This is a genomic window from Pseudomonas fluorescens, assembly GCF_001623525.1.
In the GTDB taxonomy this organism is placed as follows: Bacteria; Pseudomonadota; Gammaproteobacteria; order Pseudomonadales; family Pseudomonadaceae; genus Aquipseudomonas; species Aquipseudomonas fluorescens_Q.
In genome coordinates, this window is sequence record NZ_CP015225.1 from 4547263 (window position 1) to 4566134 (window position 18872).

Sequence of the window (18872 nt, forward strand, 5' to 3'; positions counted from 1 at the left end):
CCCAATGACCACGCCGACCCTTCGGCGCCCAGACCGAGAACATTGCGATGAACCGCCCAACCATTACGCCATTGAGCACTGCCCTCGGCGCTCAGATCAGTGGGATCGATATCAGCCAGCCGCTGAGCCAGGAACATCGCACGACCATTGAGCAGGTCCTGCTCACGCATCAGGTGTTGTTCTTTCGCGACCAACCGATCGACCCAACGCAACAAGCGCGTTTCGCCGCGTATTTTGGCGACCTGCACATTCACCCGATCTACCCCAACGTACCGGAGCAGCCCGAAGTATTGGTGCTCGACACCGCCGTCACCGATGTGCGCGACAACGCCGTGTGGCACACCGACGTGACCTTTCTCCCGACGCCGGCCATGGGCGCGGTGCTCAGCGCCAAACTGCTGCCGGCATTTGGCGGCGATACGTTGTGGGCCAGTGGCATCGCGGCTTACGAAGCCTTGTCGGCGCCATTGAAGCGCTTGCTGGAAGGCCTGACAGCGACCCACGATTTCACCCGGTCCTTTCCATTGGAACGGTTTGGCAACACCGCCGAAGACCTGGCGCGCTGGGAAGAGGCACGGCGAAAAAACCCACCGCTGTCCCATCCGGTGATCCGCACTCATCCGGTGAGCGGGCGACGGTCGCTGTTCGTCAATGAAGGCTTCACGACACGGATCAACGAGCTGTCGGAAACCGAAAGCGAGGTGATCCTGAAACTGCTCTTCGCCCACGCCACCCGCCCGGAGTTCACCCTGCGCTGGCGCTGGCAGGTCAACGACGTGGCGTTCTGGGACAACCGCGTCACCCAACACTTTGCCGTGGATGACTACCGCCCCGCCCGCCGAGTGATGCACCGGGCGACGGTGTTGGGGGATGTGCCGTTTTTTCGCTGAACGCACCACTTACCTGTGGCGAGGGAGCTTGCTCCCGCTGGGCTGCGTAGCAGCCCCAATCCATTCAACACGGCGCATCAGGAAAAAACAGTGGGCGAGGTTTTTGCGACTGCTGCGCAGTCGAGCGGGAGCAAGCTCCCTCGCCACAGGGGTTTGTGTTATTCCGCCGACGAAGGCTTTTCCCAAAGATTGATTCCGCCTTCCTGGGCAAACCGATCGATCTCGGCCAGTTCTTCAGCGCTGAAGTTCAGGTTCTGCAAGGCTCCGACGTTCTCGACGATCTGCTCCGGCCGGCTGGCGCCGATCAGGGCGGAAGTGACCCGGGGATCGCGCAGGGTCCAGGCCAGGGCCATTTGTGCCAGGCTCTGGCCGCGCCGCTGGGCGATCTCATTGAGGGCGCGTACATGGGCGATGTTTTCCTCCGACAGGTGCGAAGCCTGCAAAGAGCCGCCGCCCGGACGGTTCACCCGCGCATCGGCCGGAACGCCCTTGAGGTACTTGTCGGTCAACAGGCCCTGGGCCAGTGGCGTAAAAGCGATCACACCGGTACCCAGTTCGTCGGTGGCGTCCAGCAGGTCTCTCTCCACCCAGCGGTTGAGCAGGTTGTAGGCCGGCTGGTGGATCAGCAGCGGGACTTTCCACTCTTTGAGCAACGCCGCCATTTCCCGGGTCTTCACCCCGGAATACGAGGAAATGCCAATGTACAACGCCTTGCCCTGCTGTACGGCAGTGGCCAATGCGCTGGCGGTTTCTTCCAGTGGGGTGTCGGGGTCGAAACGGTGGGAATAGAAGATGTCCACATAGTCGAGCCCCAGGCGTTGCAGGCTCTGGTCGAGGCTGGCGAGCACGTATTTGCGCGAGCCACCGCCCTGACCGTATGGGCCCGGCCACATGTCCCAACCGGCCTTGCTGGAGATGATCAACTCATCGCGGTACTGCTTGAAATCTTCGCGCAGCAACCGGCCGAAATTGATCTCGGCGCTGCCGTAGGGCGGGCCGTAGTTGTTGGCCAGGTCGAAGTGGTTGATGCCCAGGTCGAATGCCGTGCGCAGCAAGGCGCGCTGGGTATCGATGGGCGTGCTGTCGCCAAAGTTGTGCCACAACCCCAGCGACAACGCCGGCAGCACCAGCCCGCTGCGACCGACGCGGCGGTAAGGAATGGACTCGTAGCGGTTTTGCGCAGCGGTGTAGGTCATCGAAAAGGCTCTCTGTTCGGACGGCGGGTGACAGACGCTAACATTTCACAGACGCCTCGGTCAGGCTGAAAGTTCGCGCAAGGCCGCCGCCGCCAGAAAACCCGAACGCGAGCTATAACGCTGGTCCCGTCGCACGGTTTGGTCGATGCGCTCAAGCAATTGCTCGGGCAGCGTGGCGTTGAACCGCACTGACTTTCCGAAATAGGGCGTGACATCAAACTCAACCACCCCCCATATCCCCCCGGCGTATTGCGGATCGTCGAGATGATCGTCGATTTCATGGATCTGCGGCAGCGGTTCGCCGTCGGCTATCAAGCCTTCATAGTGCAACGAGAGCGCCTCTTTCACATTTTCGAATGCCTGGCTCACAGTACTTCCTGCGGAGAAACAACCCGGTACATCCGGGACCGTCACTCCGTAGTCGGAATCGGCATCCTTGTGCAGAACGACCGGAAATTTCATGTGGACGAATCCTTCCTTCAGATCCGGCAACCGCAGCAACCGGTCTGATAACAATGCATCCCCATCGGGGATTTCGTAATCGGTCATGGGCTTCATTTCAGGCCCGCCTGCTTCAATATGCTATTGATCGTGCCTCTGGGCAGATCGGCGTCAGGGGGCTTGATCGTCACCCTCCCAGCCTTGATGGAATGCTTGTACGGATGATGGCTACCCTTGACTGCCACCCGATACCAACCGTCCTCTTCGATCTTCCTGATCATTTCCCGACTTCGCATCACCTTTGCCTTATTCGACACCTCTGCCGGAAAACTCTAGCTGCGAAAAAGACCCCATATACACACAATACACACCCCAGAAAATATTAGTTCAACTCTCCAACCCATGCACCGCCCTCACCACTCGGTCATCGCGCCTGCGCAAACACCTCCGCCACCCAATCCACGAACACGCGAACCCGTGGCGACATGTGTCGGTTGTGGGGATAGAGCACCGACACCGGCATGGAGGGCGGCGGGTTGGCGGTGAGGACTTCCTGGATCAGCCCCTGCCGGATCGGTTCTTCCATTCGGTAATGCGGACATTGGATCAAGCCCATGCCGGCGATGGCCGAGGCGGCGTAGATTTCGGCACCGGACACCGACAACGTCCCCCCGATCGCTACCTCCTTGAGTTCGCCATCGACCATGAACTCAAACGGATAGAGTTTGGCGGTGGTCCGCGAGACGTAATTCACCGCCCGGTGATGTTTCAGGTCATCGAGGCTCTTCGGCTCGCCGTACTGGCGCAGGTAACCGGGGCTGGCACAGGTGATCTGCCGGAGATTGGCGACACGTCGGCCGATCAATGACGAATCCGCCAGCGTACCGGAGCGCAGCACGCAATCGACGCCCTCGGCAATCAGGTCGACGAAACGATCCGCCTCGCTGATGAACAGTTCTATTTCAGGGTAGCGAGCCATGAACTGTGGTAACGCCGGAATCACGAAGTACCGGGCCTGGGTGCCATGCAAGTCCACCCTCAGCTTGCCTTTGGGCGCCACACCGCGAAACGCCAGTTCGGCCTCTTCAAGTTCAGCCAGCAATTGCACGCAGCGCGGGTAGTAGGCTTCGCCGTCGAGGGTCGGGCGCACCTTGCGGGTGCTGCGCTCCAACAAACGAACACCCAGCCAGGCTTCGAATTGATTGAGCGTATGGGTCAGCGTGGCCCGGGGCATATTCAAGTCTTCAGCGGCCAGGGTAAAGCTGCTGCGCTCGTATATGCGGACAAACACTCTCATCGCCTTGACCTGGTCCATCTGAATCCTGCCCGCCGATTGTTGGAAGATATTGAATAGTCAAGGCAACTCTCGTGTATTTATCGCCAAGAGTAAACATGTGAATCTGGCTCCAACGAATCACAACGCCTCAACAGCAAAGGAACCCTTCACATGACTGTTCAAAATTCGAAAGTGGCCATCGTGACCGGCGCCTCTCGCGGCATCGGAGCAGAGATTGCCAAGCAACTGGCCAGCGAAGGTTTCGCCGTCGCCATCAACTACGCCAACAGCGCCACCGAAGCCTCGAAACTGGTGGTGCAATTGCGTCAGGCTGGCCATCAGGCCATAGCGATCAAGGCGGACGTGTCGTCTGCCGCCGATGTCCGGCGGATGTTCGATGAAACCGAAGCGCAGCTGGGCAAGGTCGATGTGTTGATCAACAACGCCGGCATTCTCCAGGTGATGCCCCTGGCGCAGCACAGCGACGAGCTGTTCGAGCAGACGTTCGCCATCAACACCCGTGGCACCTTCAACACCCTGCGCGAGGCCGCGACCCGTTTGAATGACGGTGGCCGGATCGTAAATTTTTCCAGCAGCACCGTGGGCCTGAACCTGCCCGGCTACTCGGTGTACATCGCCAGCAAGGCCGCAGTGGAATCCCTGACCCAGGTGTTCGCCAAGGAACTGCGCGGTCGGCAGATCACGGTCAATGCCGTGGCCCCCGGCCCGGTCGCGACCGAACTGTTCATGCACGGCAAGAGTGAGGAACAGGTGCAGCACTACGCCAAGATGCCGCCCCTGGAACGCCTCGGCCAGCCGCACGACATCGCCCGCATCATCGCCTTCCTGGTGGGCCCGGACGCCGGGTGGGTGAACGGGCAGATCCTGCGGGCCAACGGCGGGCTGGTCTGAGGCTCAGGCCGATCAGCGCACCAGGTGCAGGAACTGCAGGTGCCGCTCGTACTGGTCGAGGATGTCGTTGATGACTTGCTCCTTGGTGTAGCCCACCAGGTCGTAATCCTGGCTGCCTTCGCTCAAGTGCACTTCGGCACGGTAGTAACGACGGTTGTTGAGTTCCTTGGAGCCCATGCCGCCGCGGGCGAAGGACGGCGTGAAGTAGCCGCGCATCTGCACCTGGTAGATGAACGGATGCTGCTCGCCGTGGCCGATCTCCAGGCTGACGTTGTCATTGGCCGGATCGGGCTGGGTCACCACCGTCAGGCCCTTTTCGACGAACACTGCGGTCACTTCTTCAATGGCCGGGCGCACCGTGGTGTCGAGGAAGCGGTACACCTCATCACGGGACGGAAAATGCACCGCCTGGCTCAAGCGTTGGCGCCAGCCGCCCGTGCCCCGGCGTGAACCGGACACCGGCGCCAGGGAGTGCAATTGCGCGATCTGCTTCTGGGACTCCAGGTAGAACGCCTTGTGCAGGCCCCACATCATCAGCAGCAGAATCAACGAGAACGGCAAGGACGTCAGCACCACCGCCGATTTCAAGGCATCGATGCTGCCGGAGAACAGCAACGCGCTGGTCACCAGGGCAGTCATTGCGCCCCAGAACACCCGCAGCCACTTCGGCCCGTCCTCGTCGGGGTTGCCGCCCTTGGCCGACAACGTCGACAGCACCACGGTGCCGGAGTCAGCGGACGTGACGAAGAACACGAAGCTGATGAACACAGTGACCGCGATGACGGTCTTGCTCCAGGGATAGGTTTCCAGCAGCAGGTAAAGGCTCATCGATGGGTTTTCCAGGGCGGACATGCCCAGGGCACTCATGCCATGGTTCAGCACCTGGTCGATGGCGCTGTTGCCGAAGATCGACATCCACGCCAGGGTAAAACCCAGGGGAATCAGCAGCACACCAAACACGAACTCACGAATGGTGCGCCCACGGGAAATCCGTGCGATGAACAGCCCCACGAACGGCGACCACGCGATCCACCAGGCCCAATAGAACACCGTCCAGCCGCCCAGCCAGTCGCTGGGTTTGTCATAGGCGTACAGGTCGAAACTTTTCATCGGCAAGGCGCCGAGGTAATCGCCGATGTTCTGGATCAGCGTGTTGAGCAAATGCTGGGTGGGCCCGGCGAACAGCACGAACAACAACAAGGCGCAGGCCAGCAGCATGTTGATGTCGGACATGACCCGCACGCCTTTGTCGACACCGGCCACGGCGACGATGATCGCTGCGCCCATCATCAGCACGATCAGGCCGACCTGGATCCACTGGGTGTGGGCGATGCCGAACAGGTAATCGAGCCCGGAGTTGAGGTGCAACACACCAAAACCCATGTCCGCGCCGAGGCCAAACACGGTCGCGATGATGCCAAAGCCGTCCACCGCATAGCCGATGGGGCCGTTGATGCGCTTGCCAATCAGCGGGTACAACGCCGAGCGCAGGGCCAGCGGCAAATTGTGCCGGTAGGCGAAATACGCCAGGGCCATGCCGACGAACGCGAAAACGCCCCAGCCGTGCAGGCCCCAGTGCAAGAACAGGATCTGCATGGCCTGGCGCGCCGCCTCGGCGGTACCACCAGCCTCGCCCTGGGGCGGCTGCACCATGTGGGTCAGCGGCTCGGACACGCAGAAGAAAAACAGTGTGATGCTGATGCCGGCGGCGAACAGCATGCCGGCCCAGGACAGATAACTGAATTCGGGCTCGTCGTGGTCGGCACCGAGCTTGATCTTGCCGTAGCCGGACAAGGCGGTGACCACCACGAAGACCAGATACAGCGTCATCGCGAGCATGTAGTACCAGCCGACCGTATTGGCCGCCCAGTTCTGCGCGGCCAGCAGCCAGGCGCCGGCCTGTGCGGGCATGGCAATCACCACCAGGCCGAACAGCAGGATGAAGGTCGCGGCGAAGTAAAAGACCGGCGGGTTCATGCGGACCAGGCCGCTGGGTGGCAGGGACGAAGCACTCATGGGCGAGGGCCCCGGGCAGAGAAACAGCGAGGGTCGAAAACGGACTCGGCAAAAGCAAGCCTCCTTATTGTGAGCGGGCAGCAAACCGACGGTTTAACTTGAATGAACGTTCAAGTTAAACATGAATAGGCAGCTAAGGACTAATCGCAGGGCTCAACGGCGCGTTTCCTACGCAGGCCAGTGGGAGGATAGACGCTGCTTGGTGTGTATTCGTTCAGTGTTCAACAGACACCACACAAACCCTGTGGGAGCGAGCAGGCTCGCTCCCACAGGGTTTGGGGTGTTCATAAATCATGTGTCACTCCCTGTCCGTCGCCGGTTTACTTCCAAACAAATGATTGCCGGTTGCCCCTGAATATCCGCGTGCCTATAGTCCAGACATCTCCTACAACCAGTACGGACCCATGATCAAAGAACAGCTGTCTCGCTTTAACCGTCTCGACCTGCTCGGCCATCCGACACCGCTGGAAAAACTCGACCGCCTCTCCACCTGGCTCGGGCGGGACATCTACATCAAGCGCGACGACCTGACGCCCCTGGCTCTGGGCGGCAACAAGCTGCGCAAGCTCGAATACCTGGCCGCCGATGCCATCGCCCAAGGCGCCGATACCCTCATCACCGCCGGGGCGATCCAGTCCAACCATGTACGCCAGACCGCCGCCCTCGCCGCGAAACTGGGTCTGGGCTGCGTGGCCTTGCTGGAAAACCCCATCGGCACCGAAGACAGCAATTACCTGGGCAACGGCAACCGGCTGCTGCTGGAATTGTTCGACGCCAAGGTCGAGCTGGTGGACAACCTGGACAACGCCGATGAGCAGCTACAGGCCCTCGCCGGGCGCCTGCGCAGCAACGGGAAAAAGCCCTATCTGGTGCCGATTGGCGGTTCGAACGCCTTGGGCGCGCTGGGTTATGTGCGCGCCGGCCTGGAACTGGCCGAGCAGATCAAAGACACCGGGATTGAATTCGCCGCCGTGGTACTGGCCTCGGGCAGTGCCGGGACCCACAGCGGCCTGGCACTGGCGTTGAGCGAAAGCCTGCCGGCACTACCGGTCATTGGCGTCACCGTTTCCCGCAGCGAGGAGGATCAGTTTCCGAAGGTCCAGGGCCTGGCCGAGCGTACGGCAGCGTTGCTCGAAGTCGACCTTCCGGAAGCGTTCAAAGTGATCCTGTGGGACGAATATTTCGCCCCCCGCTACGGCGAACCCAACGCCGGGACACTGGCGGCGGTCAAGCTGCTGGCCAGCCAGGAAGGGCTGCTGCTCGATCCGGTCTACACCGGCAAGGCCATGGCCGGCCTGCTCGACGGCATGGGTCGCGACCGTTTCGACGAAGGCCCGATCATCTTCCTCCACACTGGTGGCGCACCGGCGTTGTTTGCCTATAACGCAGTCTTCTGAAGATAGAAAAGCCTTAATGTGGGAGCGAGCTTGCTCGCGATGAGGGTGTGTCAGTTGATTGGAATTGGGCTGATCCACTGCTATCGCGAGCAAGCTCGCTCCCACAGGGAAAAATTCAAAACAGGCATATAGAGTTGATTTAATATTATTTTCCAATCTATAAAAGCCATCCTATAGTCTCGCCGCAGGCGCATTTGCCGCGAGACGCCCAAACCGCTTTAAGGCAGGATGTGGCAATCTTTTCGGATCGCGGCTACGCCTTATCTCAGCCAAATAACCTCTTCATAAGAAAACACAGGGGCTTGTCATGAATTTTTCCGCATTACGTCGCAACCTGTTGGTAGGTTCGCTGGGCCTGGCATTGAGCGCCGGGCTGCTGGGGCAAGCGGTTGCCGGTGAGCAGCTGCAGAAAATCAAGGATGCCGGCGAAATCAAGATCGGCCTGGAAGGCACTTATCCACCGTTCAGTTTCGTTGATGACAGCGGCAAACTGACCGGCTTCGAAGTGGAGTTCTCCGAAGCCCTGGCCAAGGAACTGGGTGTGAAGGTCAAGCTGCAGACGACTCCATGGGCCGGCATTCTCGCGGCCCTGGAATCCAAGCGCCTGGACGCAGTGGTCAACCAGGTGACCATCTCCGAGGAACGTAAGAAAAAGTACGATTTCTCCGAGCCGTACACCGTTTCCGGGATTCAAGCGCTGGTACTGACCAAGAAAGCCGACGAGCTGAACATCAAGAAGGCCGCCGACCTGGACGGTAAAAAAGTCGGCGTGGGCCTGGGCACCAACTACGAACAGTGGGTCAAGGCAGAAGTACCGGGCGCCCAAGTCAAAACCTACGATGACGACCCCACCAAGTTCCAGGACCTGCGCGTCGGTCGTATCGACACCATCCTGATCGACCGCCTGGCCGCACTGGAATACGCCAAGAAAGCCAAGGACACCACCGTCACCAGCGAAGCCTTTTCTCGCCAGGAGTCCGGTATTGCCCTGCGCAAAGGCGAGCCTGAGCTGTTGGCAGCCGTGAACAAGGCCATCGAAAAACTTCGCGCCGACGGTACGTTGAAAAAACTTTCGGAAAAATACTTCAGCGCTGACGTTACCCAATAATGGAAGCAGCTCTTCAACTCGCACTGGACTCCGCGCCCTTCCTGCTCAAGGGCGCGTATTACACGGTCTTCCTCAGCCTGGGCGGTATGTTTTTCGGCTTGCTGCTGGGGTTCGGCCTGGCGCTGATGCGCCTGTCGCGCTTCAAGCTGGTGAACTGGATCGCCCGCATCTACGTGTCGTTCTTTCGCGGTACGCCGTTGCTGGTGCAGTTGTTCGTGATCTATTACGGGTTGCCGCAACTGGGCATCGAGCTGGATCCGCTGCCCGCGGCCCTGATCGGTTTCTCGCTGAACATGGCTGCCTATGCGTGTGAAATCCTGCGGGCCGCCATCAGTTCCATCGAGCGCGGCCAGTGGGAAGCGGCGGCGAGTATCGGCATGACCCGCGCCCAGACCCTGCGCCGGGCCATCCTGCCGCAAGCGGCACGCACGGCGCTGCCACCGTTGGGCAACAGCTTCATTTCCCTGGTCAAGGACACTGCGCTGGCGGCGACCATCCAGGTACCGGAGCTGTTCCGCCAGGCGCAGCTGATCACCGCGCGAACCTTCGAAATCTTCACCATGTACCTTGCCGCCGCGCTGATCTATTGGGTTCTTGCTACCGTGCTCTCGCACCTGCAGAACGTCCTGGAAGCACGGGTCAATCGGCATGACCAGGAGTCCTGACCCATGATTGTCGTGGAAAAACTGACAAAGCAGTTCAAGGGTCAGGTGGTGCTCAACGGCATCGACTTGAAGATCGAAGAAGGCGAAGTGGTTGCGATCATCGGCCCCAGCGGCTCGGGCAAGACCACCTTCCTGCGCTGCCTGAACTTCCTCGAAGAACCCAGCAGTGGCCGGATCAAGGTCGGCGACATCGAAATCGATGGCAGTCGCCCGCTGAACCAGCAACAGGGCCTGGTGCGCCGTTTGCGCCAGCAGGTGGGCTTCGTGTTCCAGAACTTCAACCTGTTTCCCCATCGCACCGCATTGGAAAATGTCACTGAAGGCCCGCAGGTGGTGAAGAAAATTCCTCGCACCGAAGCCGAAGCCCTGGGGCGCAAGCTGTTGGCCAAGGTCGGGCTGGCCGGCAAGGAGGACGCCTACCCACGGCGCCTTTCCGGCGGCCAGCAACAGCGCGTGGCGATTGCCCGGGCGTTGGCGATGGAGCCGGCGGTGATCCTGTTCGATGAGCCGACCTCGGCCCTGGATCCGGAACTGGTGGGCGAGGTGCTGGCAACCATTCGCGACTTGGCCGAAGAAAAACGCACCATGGTCATCGTGACCCACGAAATGGGCTTCGCCCGGGACGTGGCCAACCGCGTGGTGTTTTTCGACAAAGGCGTGATCGTCGAACAAGGCGAAGCCAAGGCCTTGTTTGCAGCCCCCAAGGAAGAACGCACGCGACAGTTCCTCAGCAAGTTCCTCTCCGCCGGTCACGGCGCTCAGTAAGTTATCGGCAGTGTCATCACTTCCAGGGATGGAAGTGAGGCAGTTGCAACACTCTTCAAGATATTAGCGCCATAACTTTGCCATAAAGAAACAACTTGCAACTTGCGCCCTACTCAACATCCTCGATCGTTTTATGCGCGGCATGGATCTACCTCTCGTAACACTTACGCTCAGCCCAAGCACTCCTCCTTTTTAGTCTCAATACGCTCTTTCGAGCATTTTCCAGAAACCTGCGAGCCTCGGAAAAGGGCTTGTGATGCCGCGCATTATTAACATGGGGGCGTAGGATATTTCTGAAGCCTTTCACAATGAATTATTAAGCAAGTGCCTCTATTGACACTGAAACTATGGAGCCTTTATCTAGTGACCAACAAGCGATGCACATTATTTATTTTCTGCACAGTGATTAGGCGCAGCCTGGCCTATATGACTGCACACATAAAATATGTCGCGATTAGTCATCGCCGTTGATCTTCCCGAAACGGACTTAGTTTTCAAGCATCAAGGAGAACACCATGACATGTAAGTCGAAGAGTCCTGAACTGGCCGCCCCCACCCTGGCCAACGCCCACCCTACCGGCATCAATATCGCCAACGCCGCTCACCTGGAGGTTGCCATTGCGCCCTACCCTGGCATGGACGCAGGTGACCTGATCGAACTGTTCTGGGACAACTGCTACGTCGGCTCGCACGTGCTGTCGCAGGCCGATGTGCAAGACAGCGTCACCCTGCGAGTCCCGGAGAGTTTCATCGTCAATGGCACCTCGCGCATTCACTATCGGGTGATGCAGGTCGGGCGTGGGCCGGCGCTATCCGCCAGACAACGGGTACACGTGAAGCTCGATTGCCCCGGCGGGCAGCCGTCGGCCCTGAGCGGCGATGAAAACCAGGGCCTGGCGCCCGTGCGCATTCCCGATACTATCCGACGCCAAGGGGTGAACCCCAACCAGATCAAGCGCGGCGTACCGCTGACCATCGAACCCTACCTGAACATGGCCGCCGGCGATGCCGTGACCCTGCGCTGGGGCGATGTGCGCATGGACCTACCTGCCGTCACCGCCAGCGAGGTCGGCCAGCCAATCAATATCTGGGTCCCGCCGCAGATCATCCTGGAGGCAGGCGAAGACCTGCGCCTGGAAGTGACCTACTGCATCATTGATCGCGTAGGCAACAATTCCCTCTGGGCACCGCCGCGAACGCTGAAGATCGGTTGCGCCAATCCCTATCTGAAGAAGCCCTCGAAAGAGGCCCTCATGGCCGCTGAACCGCGACATCGAGCGCCTTGATACAGAGCGCTTTTGGTGGCGAGGGAGCTTGCTCCCGCTTGGGTGCGCAGCGCCCACCGGTAAAAGAAGGGTTGCTGCGCAACCCAGCGGGAGCAAGCTCCCTCGCCACAGAGGATTCCTTCCAATTGAATCCAACCTATACATATTCCTAAAAGTTAGTTCAAAAATAATTTATACACGCTTAGGGTATATATACCGGACCACCGGACATTCTTGATTTTGACTCGCCGCATTTATCGCGGCGTTTTCCGAAAAGATGTGAGGTGGGTATGGAACGGAACACAATCACCCCAGTGCAATACGCCAAGGCACTGCCTGCAGCCACGGAGTGGCTGTAATGTCGGATCTGGCGCAAGCAAAAATCCAGAGCGACCTGGACATCGCACCACTGTTGTTGCCCGCACAGGTGTTGCGCAACGATGCCGAGGCCATCAAAGCCGCCCATGAACTGGCGCAGGTCGCCCGTCAGCAGGCCGCGCGTCGTGATCAGCAACGCAAGCTGCCCTGGGCAGAAATCGAGCAATTCACCCGCAGCGGACTGGGCAGCATTGCCATTCCCCGGGCATACGGCGGTCCGCAGGTTTCGTTCGTCACCCTGGCCGACGTGTTCGCGATCATTTCCGCCGCTGACCCGGCCCTTGGGCAGATCCCGCAGAACCAGTTCGGCGTGCTCCAACTGATTCTCGGCACCGGCACCGAACGGCAGAAAAAAATCCTCTTGCAGAGCGTGCTCGAAGGTTGGCGCATCGGCAACGCCGGGCCGGAGCGCGGTACTCGCAATACCCTCGAGCTCAAGGCTCGGATCACCACTGACGGTGACGGGTTTGTCATCAATGGTCAGAAGTTCTATTCCACCGGCGCGCTGTTTGCCCATTGGGTCGCGGTCAAGGCGTTGAATGACGAGGGCCGCCAGGTGCTGGCATTCGTGCGGCGCGGCACCCCGGGCCTGCGGATCGTCGACGACTGGTCAGGATTCGGCCAGCGCACCACCGCCAGCGGCACCGTGCTGCTGAACAATGTGCGGGTGGATGCCGAGTTGGTCCTGGATAACTGGCGCATCAACGAAACACCCGGCGTGCAAGGTGCGATTTCCCAACTGATCCAGGCCGCCATCGATGCGGGTATCGCCCGTGGCGCCATCGATGATGCCATCGCTTTTGTGCGTGAACGGGCCCGGCCCTGGATCGACGCCCAGGTCGACCGAGCCAGTGACGACCTCTACGTGATCGCCGACATTGGCAAACTGAAAATCGAACTGCACGCCGCCGAAGCCTTGCTGCGCAAGGCCGGACAGGTGCTGGACCAGGTCAGTGCCGCCCCCATCACGGCGCAATCTGCCGCCCGCGCCTCGATTGCCGTGGCCGAGGCCAAAGTGCTCACCACCGAAATCGCCCTGCACGCCAGCGAAAAACTCTTCGAACTGGCCGGCAGCCGCGCCACCCTCGCCGAATTCAACCTCGATCGCCACTGGCGCAACGCACGGGTCCACACCCTGCACGACCCGGTGCGCTGGAAGTATCACGCGGTAGGCGCCTACCACCTGAACGGCACCTTGCCGGCCCGCCATTCCTGGATCTGACGACCCGACCTCTGGAGCAGCACATGACGCTTTCTCAACACGTCGCGGTGATCACCAGCGATGAACAAGCCCTGATCGTGGCCAGCGACCTGGCCGATGACTTCAAGCGCGACAGCGCCCTGCGCGACCGCGAGCGCCGTTTGCCGTACCCGGAACTGGAGGCCTTCTCCCGCTCGGGCCTGTGGGGTATCAGCGTGCCCACGGCCTATGGCGGTGCCGGTGTGTCCAACGTCACCCTGGCCAAAGTCATTGCGCTGATTTCCCAGGCCGACAGCTCGCTGGGGCAGATTCCGCAAAATCATTTCTATGCCCTGGAAGTGCTACGGGTAAACGGCACTGAAGCGCAAAAACAACGCCTCTACGCCGAAGTGCTCGCCGGCCAGCGCTTTGGTAACGCCCTGGCCGAACTTGGCACCAAGACTGCCCATGATCGCATCACCCAACTGCGCCGCGACGGCGAGGGCTATCGCATCAACGGTCGCAAGTTCTACGCCACGGGCGCGATCTACGCCCAGCGCATCCCCACATCAGTGGTGGACGAAAACGGTGTGCAACAACTGGCGTTCGTCCCTCGCAGCAGCCAAGGCCTGACGGTGATCGACGACTGGAGCGGTTTTGGCCAGCGCACCACGGGCAGCGGTTCGGTGGTGTTCGAAGACGTTTATGTCGCCGCCGCCGACATCGTGCCCTTCCAGAGCGCCTTCGAACGTCCCACACCGGTAGGGCCGCTGGCGCAGATTCTTCACGCCGCTATCGACACCGGCATCGCCCGCGCCGCCTACGAAGACGCCCTGCATTTTGTCCGCAATAAAACCCGCCCCTGGATCGACGCCACCAGCGACGTCGCCACCGAAGACCCGCACACCCTCAAGAGTTTCGGCCAACTGAGCATCCGCCTGCATGCCGCCGAAGCCCTGTTGGAACGCGCCGGTGAATTCCTCGACCGGGCCCAGGCCGACACCCGGGCCGACACGGTCGCCGCCGCCTCGATTGCCGTGGCCGAAGCCCGTGCCGTCAGCACCGAAATATCCCTGGCCGCCAGCAGCACGCTGTTCGAATTGGCCGGCAGCCAGGCGACCCTGGCCGAACATGGCCTCGACCGTCACTGGCGCAACGCGCGAGTGCACACCCTGCATGACCCGGTGCGCTGGAAATACCACGCCGTGGGCAACTTCTACCTCAACGATGAAAAACCGCCGCTGCGGGGGACTATCTGATGGCTCCCGGCAAGAAAAAAATCCTGCTCAACGCGTTCAACATGAACTGCATCGGGCACATCAATCACGGCCTCTGGACCCATCCCCAGGACACGTCGACCCAGTTCAACACGATCGAATACTGGACCGCCCTGGCGCAATTGCTCGAACGCGGGTTGTTCGACGGGCTGTTCATCGCCGACATCGTCGGGGTCTATGACGTGTATCAACAGTCGGTGGACGTCACGCTCAAGGAGTCGATCCAACTGCCGGTCAACGACCCGTTGCTGCTGGTCTCGGCAATGGCCGCCGTCACGAAGAACCTCGGCTTCGGCCTCACCGCCAACCTCACCTACGAACCGCCCTACCTGTTCGCCCGACGCATGAGTACCCTCGACCACCTGAGCCGCGGCCGGGTCGGCTGGAACATCGTCACCGGCTACCTGGACAGCGCCGCCAAGGCCATGGGCCTGACCGCGCAGGTCGAGCATGATCGCCGCTACGACCAGGCCGACGAGTACCTGCAAGTGCTCTACAAACTCTGGGAAGGCAGCTGGGAAAACGACGCGGTACTCAACGATCGCCAGCGGCGGATCTATGCGCAGCCGGAGAAAGTGCACAAGGTCCGGCATCAGGGCGAGTTCTATCAGGTCGAGGGTTATCACCTGTGCGAACCCTCGCCCCAGCGCACGCCGGTGCTGTTCCAGGCCGGCAGTTCCGAGCGCGGCCTGCTGTTCGCCGGACGGCATGCCGAGTGCGTGTTCATCAGCGGCCAGAACAAACCGGCGACCAAGGCCCAGGTGGACAAGGTCCGCGCCAGCGCCGTCGAAGCCGGGCGCAACCCTGGGGACATCAAGGTGTTCATGGGCCTGAACGTGATCGTCGGCGAGACCGAAGCGGCTGCCTGGGCCAAGCATGCCGAGTACCTGAGCTATGCCAGCGCCGAGGCCGGCGTGGCGCATTTTTCCGCGTCGACGGGCATCGATTTTTCCCAGTACGAACTGGACGAACCGATCCAGTACGTCAAGAGCAACGCCATCCAGTCCGCCACCAAGACCTTGCAGAACAACGACTGGACCCGGCGCAAATTGCTCGAGCAACACGCCTTGGGCGGTCGCTACATCACGGTGGTGGGCTCGCCTGAGCAGGTGGCCGATGAGCTGGAGTCGTGGATCGCTGAAACCGGCCTCGATGGTTTCAACCTGACCCGCATCGTCACGCCGCAAAGCTACGTGGACTTCATCGACCTGGTGATTCCCGAACTGCAGCGGCGTGGCGCGTACAAGACCGAATACGACAACGGGACCTTGCGGGAAAAGCTGTTTCGCGCGGGGGCTCATCTACCTGAACAACACACCGGCTCAACCTACCGACACTGACCCTGTGGCGAGGGAGCTTGCTCCTGCCCGACTACGAAGCAGGCGCCCAGCCGGCAAGGTTTCAACCGACAGACCGAGCGGACTGGTTTGGGGCCGCGTCGCGGCCCAGCGGGAGCAAGCTCCCTCGCCACACAAGCACATGGCTCAATTAATCAATGACTGGAATAACCGACATGACCCAGCAACTCCTGACCCTGCCAGTCAAAGCACTGGCCCTGGCCCTCGGCCTGTTCAGCTCGGCACTGTTTGCCGCCGACGCACCGTTGAAAATCGGCACCACCGCCGCGTTCGCCATTCCCCTGGAGGCCGCCGTGGAAGAGGCCAGCAAGCAAGGCCTGAAGGTCGAACTGGTGGAGTTCAGCGACTGGATAGCGCCCAACGTCAGCCTGGCCTCCGGTGATATCGACGTGAATTACTTCCAGCACATCCCGTTCCTGGAAAACGCCAAGGCCGCCGCCGGGTTCGATCTGGTGCCCTTTGCGCCGGGGATCATCAACAACGTCGGCCTCTATTCGAAAAAATACAAAAGCTTCGACGAACTCCCAGAAGGCGCCAGCGTCGCCATTGCCAACGACCCGATCAACAGCGGTCGCGGCCTGCAACTGTTGGCCAAGGCCGGGCTGATCAGCCTCAAGCCGGGCGTCGGCTACAAGGCCACCGAAGACGATATCGTCGCCAACCCGAAGAAACTCAAGATCCTGCAGGTCGAAGCCGTGCAACTGGTGCGCGCCTATGAAGACGCCGACCTGGTACAGGGCTACCCGGCCTACATCCGCCTGGCCAAGACCTTCGATGCCAGCTCTGCCTTGCTGTTCGACGGCCTCGATCACAAGGAATACGTGATTCAGTTCGTGATCCAGCCCAAGAGCAAGAACGATCCACGGCTGATCAAGTTCGTCGACATCTACCAACATTCGCCAGCCGTGCGCGCCGCCCTGGACAAGGCCCACGGCAAGCTCTACCAACCTGGCTGGGAAAGCTGACATGAACGCCGTCAATGCTCGACTTCGACAAGAAGCCCCCCCGCCCAGAAGCGCCAAACACACCGAACTGCATCCAGAGCTCAACCGCGCCCACGTGCGCTTCATCGGCCTGGGTAAGACCTACAACGGCGCCCAGGGTCCGCTGGCCGCGCTGCAAGGCATCGACCTGGCGATCCAGCGCGGCGAAGTGTTCGGCATCATCGGCCGCAGCGGCGCTGGCAAATCGTCGCTGATCCGCACCATCAACCGCCTCGAACAACCCACCAGTGGCCGGGTGTTGATCGATCAGATAGACATCGGCGAGTTCGATGAAGACCGCCTGGTGGAACTGCGCCGGCGCATCGGCATGATCTTCCAGCACTTCAACCTGATGTCGGCCAAGACCGTGTGGCAGAACGTCGAGCTGCCGCTGAAAGTCGCCGGCGTGCCCAAGGAGCAACGCCAGCGCAAAGTTCACGAGCTGCTGGAACTGGTCGGCCTGCAAGGCAAGCACAAGGCCTATCCGGCGCAACTTTCGGGCGGGCAGAAACAGCGGGTGGGGATTGCCCGGGCGCTGGTGCATGACCCGCAGATTTTGTTGTGCGATGAAGCCACCTCGGCCCTGGACCCGGAAACCACTCAATCGATCCTCGGTTTGCTGCGTGAGATCAATCAGCGACTGGGCCTGACCATCGTGTTGATCACCCATGAAATGGCGGTGATTCGCGAAGTCTGCGACCGGGTGGTGGTGCTCGAACAGGGGCGGATCGTCGAACAGGGGCCGGTATGGGAAGTGTTCGGCAATCCGCAACATGAGGTCAGTCGAACAATGCTGGCCCCCCTGCAACACGCCATACCTGAAGAACTGCAAAGCCGCTTGCAGGCCCTGCCAGCATCGGCGGATGCCGCTACCGTGCTGCGCCTGCAATTCACCGGCATCGGGCGGGACGAACCGGACCTCGCGGCCTTGTTCAACGCCCTGGATGGTCGGGTTCGGCTACTGCACGGCGGCATCGAACGGATCCAAGGCCACGGGCTGGGACAATTACTGCTGGCGGTGAGTGGCTCGTCATGGAGCGCCGAAGAGCTGCGCCAACGTGCAGGCAATTGGGCGCAACAGGTGGAGGTGCTGGGCTATGTGGTTTGATCGGTTATTGCAGGGCTTCATCGACACGTTCCTGATGGTCGGCGTGTCGTCATTGATCGCTTTGCTGGCGGGCATTCCGCTGGCGGTGATCCTGGTCACCAGTGGCAAGGGTGGGATCTATGAAGCGCCGGCCTTGAACCGGGCCCTTGGCGCGTTCGTGAACCTGTTTCGCTCGATCCCGTTCCTGATCTTGATGGTGGCGTTGATTCCGTTCACGCGGCTGATCGTCGGCACCACCTATGGCGTGTGGGCCGCGGTCGTACCGCTGACCATCGCCGCCACCCCGTTCTTCGCCCGCATCGCCGAAGTCAGTTTGCGGGAGGTCGACCACGGCCTGATCGAAGCGGCCCAGGCCATGGGTTGCCGGCGCTGGCACATTGTCTGGCATGTGTTGCTGCCCGAAGCACTGCCGGGCATCGTCGGCGGTTTTACCATCACACTGGTGACCATGATCAACTCCTCGGCGATGGCCGGGGCAATCGGCGCTGGCGGCCTGGGGGACATCGCCTACCGCTATGGTTACCAGCGTTTCGACAGCCAGATCATGCTCACGGTGATCGTGTTGCTGGTGGCATTGGTGGCGGTGATTCAACTCGGTGGGGATCGGTTGGCGCGGGGCTTGAACAAGCGCTGACCTGAGCGATCAATGATCTTGCG

At 60.8% G+C, this 18872-nt stretch carries 18 protein-coding genes; 13 read left to right on the forward strand and 5 right to left on the reverse strand.

The genetic code is table 11. From position 1 onward, the window contains the following. Positions 1–47: 47 nt before the first annotated feature. Positions 48–890 (forward strand): taurine dioxygenase, encoded by an 843-nt coding sequence (gene tauD / locus TK06_RS19565; RefSeq protein ID WP_063323423.1) that lies wholly within the window; start codon positions 48–50, stop codon positions 888–890. Positions 891–1048: 158 nt separating this feature from the next. Here tauD and mgrA read toward each other — a convergent pair whose 3' ends face one another. The 4 genes from mgrA to TK06_RS19585 all read right to left on the reverse strand — a co-directional run bounded on the left by mgrA (position 1049) and on the right by TK06_RS19585 (position 3842). Then, positions 1049–2086 (reverse strand): L-glyceraldehyde 3-phosphate reductase, encoded by a 1038-nt coding sequence (mgrA, locus tag TK06_RS19570; protein ID WP_063323424.1) that lies wholly within the window; start codon positions 2084–2086, stop codon positions 1049–1051. A 60-nt stretch (positions 2087–2146) separates the two neighbouring features. Next, the gene (locus TK06_RS19575) at positions 2147–2548 is read right to left on the reverse strand and encodes a type II toxin-antitoxin system HicB family antitoxin (protein ID WP_063325186.1); all 402 of its coding nucleotides are present in this window, start codon (positions 2546–2548) and stop codon (positions 2147–2149) included. Between the two features lie 92 nt (positions 2549–2640). After that, positions 2641–2823, reverse strand: coding sequence for a type II toxin-antitoxin system HicA family toxin (locus TK06_RS19580; RefSeq protein WP_063323425.1), 183 nt, complete (start codon positions 2821–2823; stop codon positions 2641–2643). 128 nt (positions 2824–2951) lie between these two features. Then, positions 2952–3842: a LysR family transcriptional regulator gene (locus TK06_RS19585; RefSeq protein WP_063323426.1), complete on the reverse strand. Its 891-nt coding sequence runs from the start codon at positions 3840–3842 to the stop codon at positions 2952–2954. 132 nt (positions 3843–3974) lie between these two features. Between TK06_RS19585 and TK06_RS19590 the strand changes: the two genes are divergently transcribed. Then, positions 3975–4715: an SDR family oxidoreductase gene (locus TK06_RS19590; RefSeq protein WP_063323427.1), complete on the forward strand. Its 741-nt coding sequence runs from the start codon at positions 3975–3977 to the stop codon at positions 4713–4715. Between the two features lie 12 nt (positions 4716–4727). On the opposite strand, the gene betT is transcribed toward TK06_RS19590, so the two are convergent. Beyond that, complete coding sequence (betT, locus tag TK06_RS19595) at positions 4728–6692, reverse strand: choline BCCT transporter BetT (RefSeq protein ID WP_203417443.1); 1965 nt, start codon at positions 6690–6692, stop codon at positions 4728–4730. A 443-nt stretch (positions 6693–7135) separates the two neighbouring features. Here betT and TK06_RS19600 point away from each other — a divergent pair, with 443 nt between their 5' ends. From TK06_RS19600 to TK06_RS19650, 11 genes are all read left to right on the forward strand, one after another. Further along, a complete protein-coding gene (locus tag TK06_RS19600; RefSeq protein ID WP_063323429.1) occupies positions 7136–8128 on the forward strand; it encodes a D-cysteine desulfhydrase in 993 nt (330 codons plus the stop codon). Between the two features lie 307 nt (positions 8129–8435). Continuing rightward, entirely contained in the window at positions 8436–9236 is an 801-nt protein-coding gene (gene tcyJ / locus TK06_RS19605; RefSeq protein WP_003196665.1) for a cystine ABC transporter substrate-binding protein, read from the forward strand. Continuing rightward, a complete protein-coding gene (gene tcyL, locus TK06_RS19610) occupies positions 9236–9901 on the forward strand; it encodes a cystine ABC transporter permease (protein ID WP_063323430.1) in 666 nt (221 codons plus the stop codon). The genes tcyJ and tcyL overlap by 1 nt, the downstream gene beginning before the upstream one ends. 3 nt (positions 9902–9904) lie before the next feature. Next, entirely contained in the window at positions 9905–10666 is a 762-nt protein-coding gene (gene tcyN / locus TK06_RS19615; RefSeq protein ID WP_063323431.1) for an L-cystine ABC transporter ATP-binding protein TcyN, read from the forward strand. 515 nt (positions 10667–11181) lie between these two features. Next, a complete protein-coding gene (locus tag TK06_RS19620; protein WP_063323432.1) occupies positions 11182–11952 on the forward strand; it encodes a hypothetical protein in 771 nt (256 codons plus the stop codon). 337 nt (positions 11953–12289) lie between these two features. Next, positions 12290–13531, forward strand: a complete 1242-nt coding sequence (locus TK06_RS19625; RefSeq protein ID WP_063323433.1) for an SfnB family sulfur acquisition oxidoreductase — start codon at positions 12290–12292, stop codon at positions 13529–13531. Positions 13532–13554: 23 nt separating this feature from the next. Further along, positions 13555–14748, forward strand: coding sequence for an SfnB family sulfur acquisition oxidoreductase (locus TK06_RS19630; protein WP_063323434.1), 1194 nt, complete (start codon positions 13555–13557; stop codon positions 14746–14748). After that, complete coding sequence (locus TK06_RS19635; protein WP_063323435.1) at positions 14748–16106, forward strand: LLM class flavin-dependent oxidoreductase; 1359 nt, start codon at positions 14748–14750, stop codon at positions 16104–16106. Before TK06_RS19630 ends, TK06_RS19635 begins: the two co-directional genes overlap by 1 nt. 173 nt (positions 16107–16279) lie before the next feature. Further along, the gene (locus tag TK06_RS19640) at positions 16280–17089 is read left to right on the forward strand and encodes a MetQ/NlpA family ABC transporter substrate-binding protein (RefSeq protein ID WP_063323436.1); all 810 of its coding nucleotides are present in this window, start codon (positions 16280–16282) and stop codon (positions 17087–17089) included. A gap of 1 nt (position 17090) precedes the next feature. Next, complete coding sequence (locus tag TK06_RS19645; protein WP_063323437.1) at positions 17091–18215, forward strand: methionine ABC transporter ATP-binding protein; 1125 nt, start codon at positions 17091–17093, stop codon at positions 18213–18215. Then, complete coding sequence (locus tag TK06_RS19650) at positions 18205–18849, forward strand: methionine ABC transporter permease (RefSeq protein ID WP_025211262.1); 645 nt, start codon at positions 18205–18207, stop codon at positions 18847–18849. Before TK06_RS19645 ends, TK06_RS19650 begins: the two co-directional genes overlap by 11 nt. The last annotated feature ends 23 nt before the right edge of the window (positions 18850–18872 follow it).

What these genes read in the sequence shown, in the direction of transcription:
- tauD (WP_063323423.1), top strand. Translation starts at nt 48, where the DNA reads ATGAACCGCCCAACCATTACGCCATTGAGCACTGCCCTCGGCGCTCAG.
- mgrA (WP_063323424.1), bottom strand. Translation starts at nt 2,086, where the DNA reads ATGACCTACACCGCTGCGCAAAACCGCTACGAGTCCATTCCTTACCGC.
- TK06_RS19575 (WP_063325186.1), bottom strand. Translation starts at nt 2,548, where the DNA reads ATGAAATTTCCGGTCGTTCTGCACAAGGATGCCGATTCCGACTACGGA.
- TK06_RS19580 (WP_063323425.1), bottom strand. Translation starts at nt 2,823, where the DNA reads ATGCGAAGTCGGGAAATGATCAGGAAGATCGAAGAGGACGGTTGGTAT.
- TK06_RS19585 (WP_063323426.1), bottom strand. Translation starts at nt 3,842, where the DNA reads ATGGACCAGGTCAAGGCGATGAGAGTGTTTGTCCGCATATACGAGCGC.
- TK06_RS19590 (WP_063323427.1), top strand. Translation starts at nt 3,975, where the DNA reads ATGACTGTTCAAAATTCGAAAGTGGCCATCGTGACCGGCGCCTCTCGC.
- betT (WP_203417443.1), bottom strand. Translation starts at nt 6,692, where the DNA reads ATGAACCCGCCGGTCTTTTACTTCGCCGCGACCTTCATCCTGCTGTTC.
- TK06_RS19600 (WP_063323429.1), top strand. Translation starts at nt 7,136, where the DNA reads ATGATCAAAGAACAGCTGTCTCGCTTTAACCGTCTCGACCTGCTCGGC.
- tcyJ (WP_003196665.1), top strand. Translation starts at nt 8,436, where the DNA reads ATGAATTTTTCCGCATTACGTCGCAACCTGTTGGTAGGTTCGCTGGGC.
- tcyL (WP_063323430.1), top strand. Translation starts at nt 9,236, where the DNA reads ATGGAAGCAGCTCTTCAACTCGCACTGGACTCCGCGCCCTTCCTGCTC.
- tcyN (WP_063323431.1), top strand. Translation starts at nt 9,905, where the DNA reads ATGATTGTCGTGGAAAAACTGACAAAGCAGTTCAAGGGTCAGGTGGTG.
- TK06_RS19620 (WP_063323432.1), top strand. Translation starts at nt 11,182, where the DNA reads ATGACATGTAAGTCGAAGAGTCCTGAACTGGCCGCCCCCACCCTGGCC.
- TK06_RS19625 (WP_063323433.1), top strand. Translation starts at nt 12,290, where the DNA reads ATGTCGGATCTGGCGCAAGCAAAAATCCAGAGCGACCTGGACATCGCA.
- TK06_RS19630 (WP_063323434.1), top strand. Translation starts at nt 13,555, where the DNA reads ATGACGCTTTCTCAACACGTCGCGGTGATCACCAGCGATGAACAAGCC.
- TK06_RS19635 (WP_063323435.1), top strand. Translation starts at nt 14,748, where the DNA reads ATGGCTCCCGGCAAGAAAAAAATCCTGCTCAACGCGTTCAACATGAAC.
- TK06_RS19640 (WP_063323436.1), top strand. Translation starts at nt 16,280, where the DNA reads ATGACCCAGCAACTCCTGACCCTGCCAGTCAAAGCACTGGCCCTGGCC.
- TK06_RS19645 (WP_063323437.1), top strand. Translation starts at nt 17,091, where the DNA reads ATGAACGCCGTCAATGCTCGACTTCGACAAGAAGCCCCCCCGCCCAGA.
- TK06_RS19650 (WP_025211262.1), top strand. Translation starts at nt 18,205, where the DNA reads ATGTGGTTTGATCGGTTATTGCAGGGCTTCATCGACACGTTCCTGATG.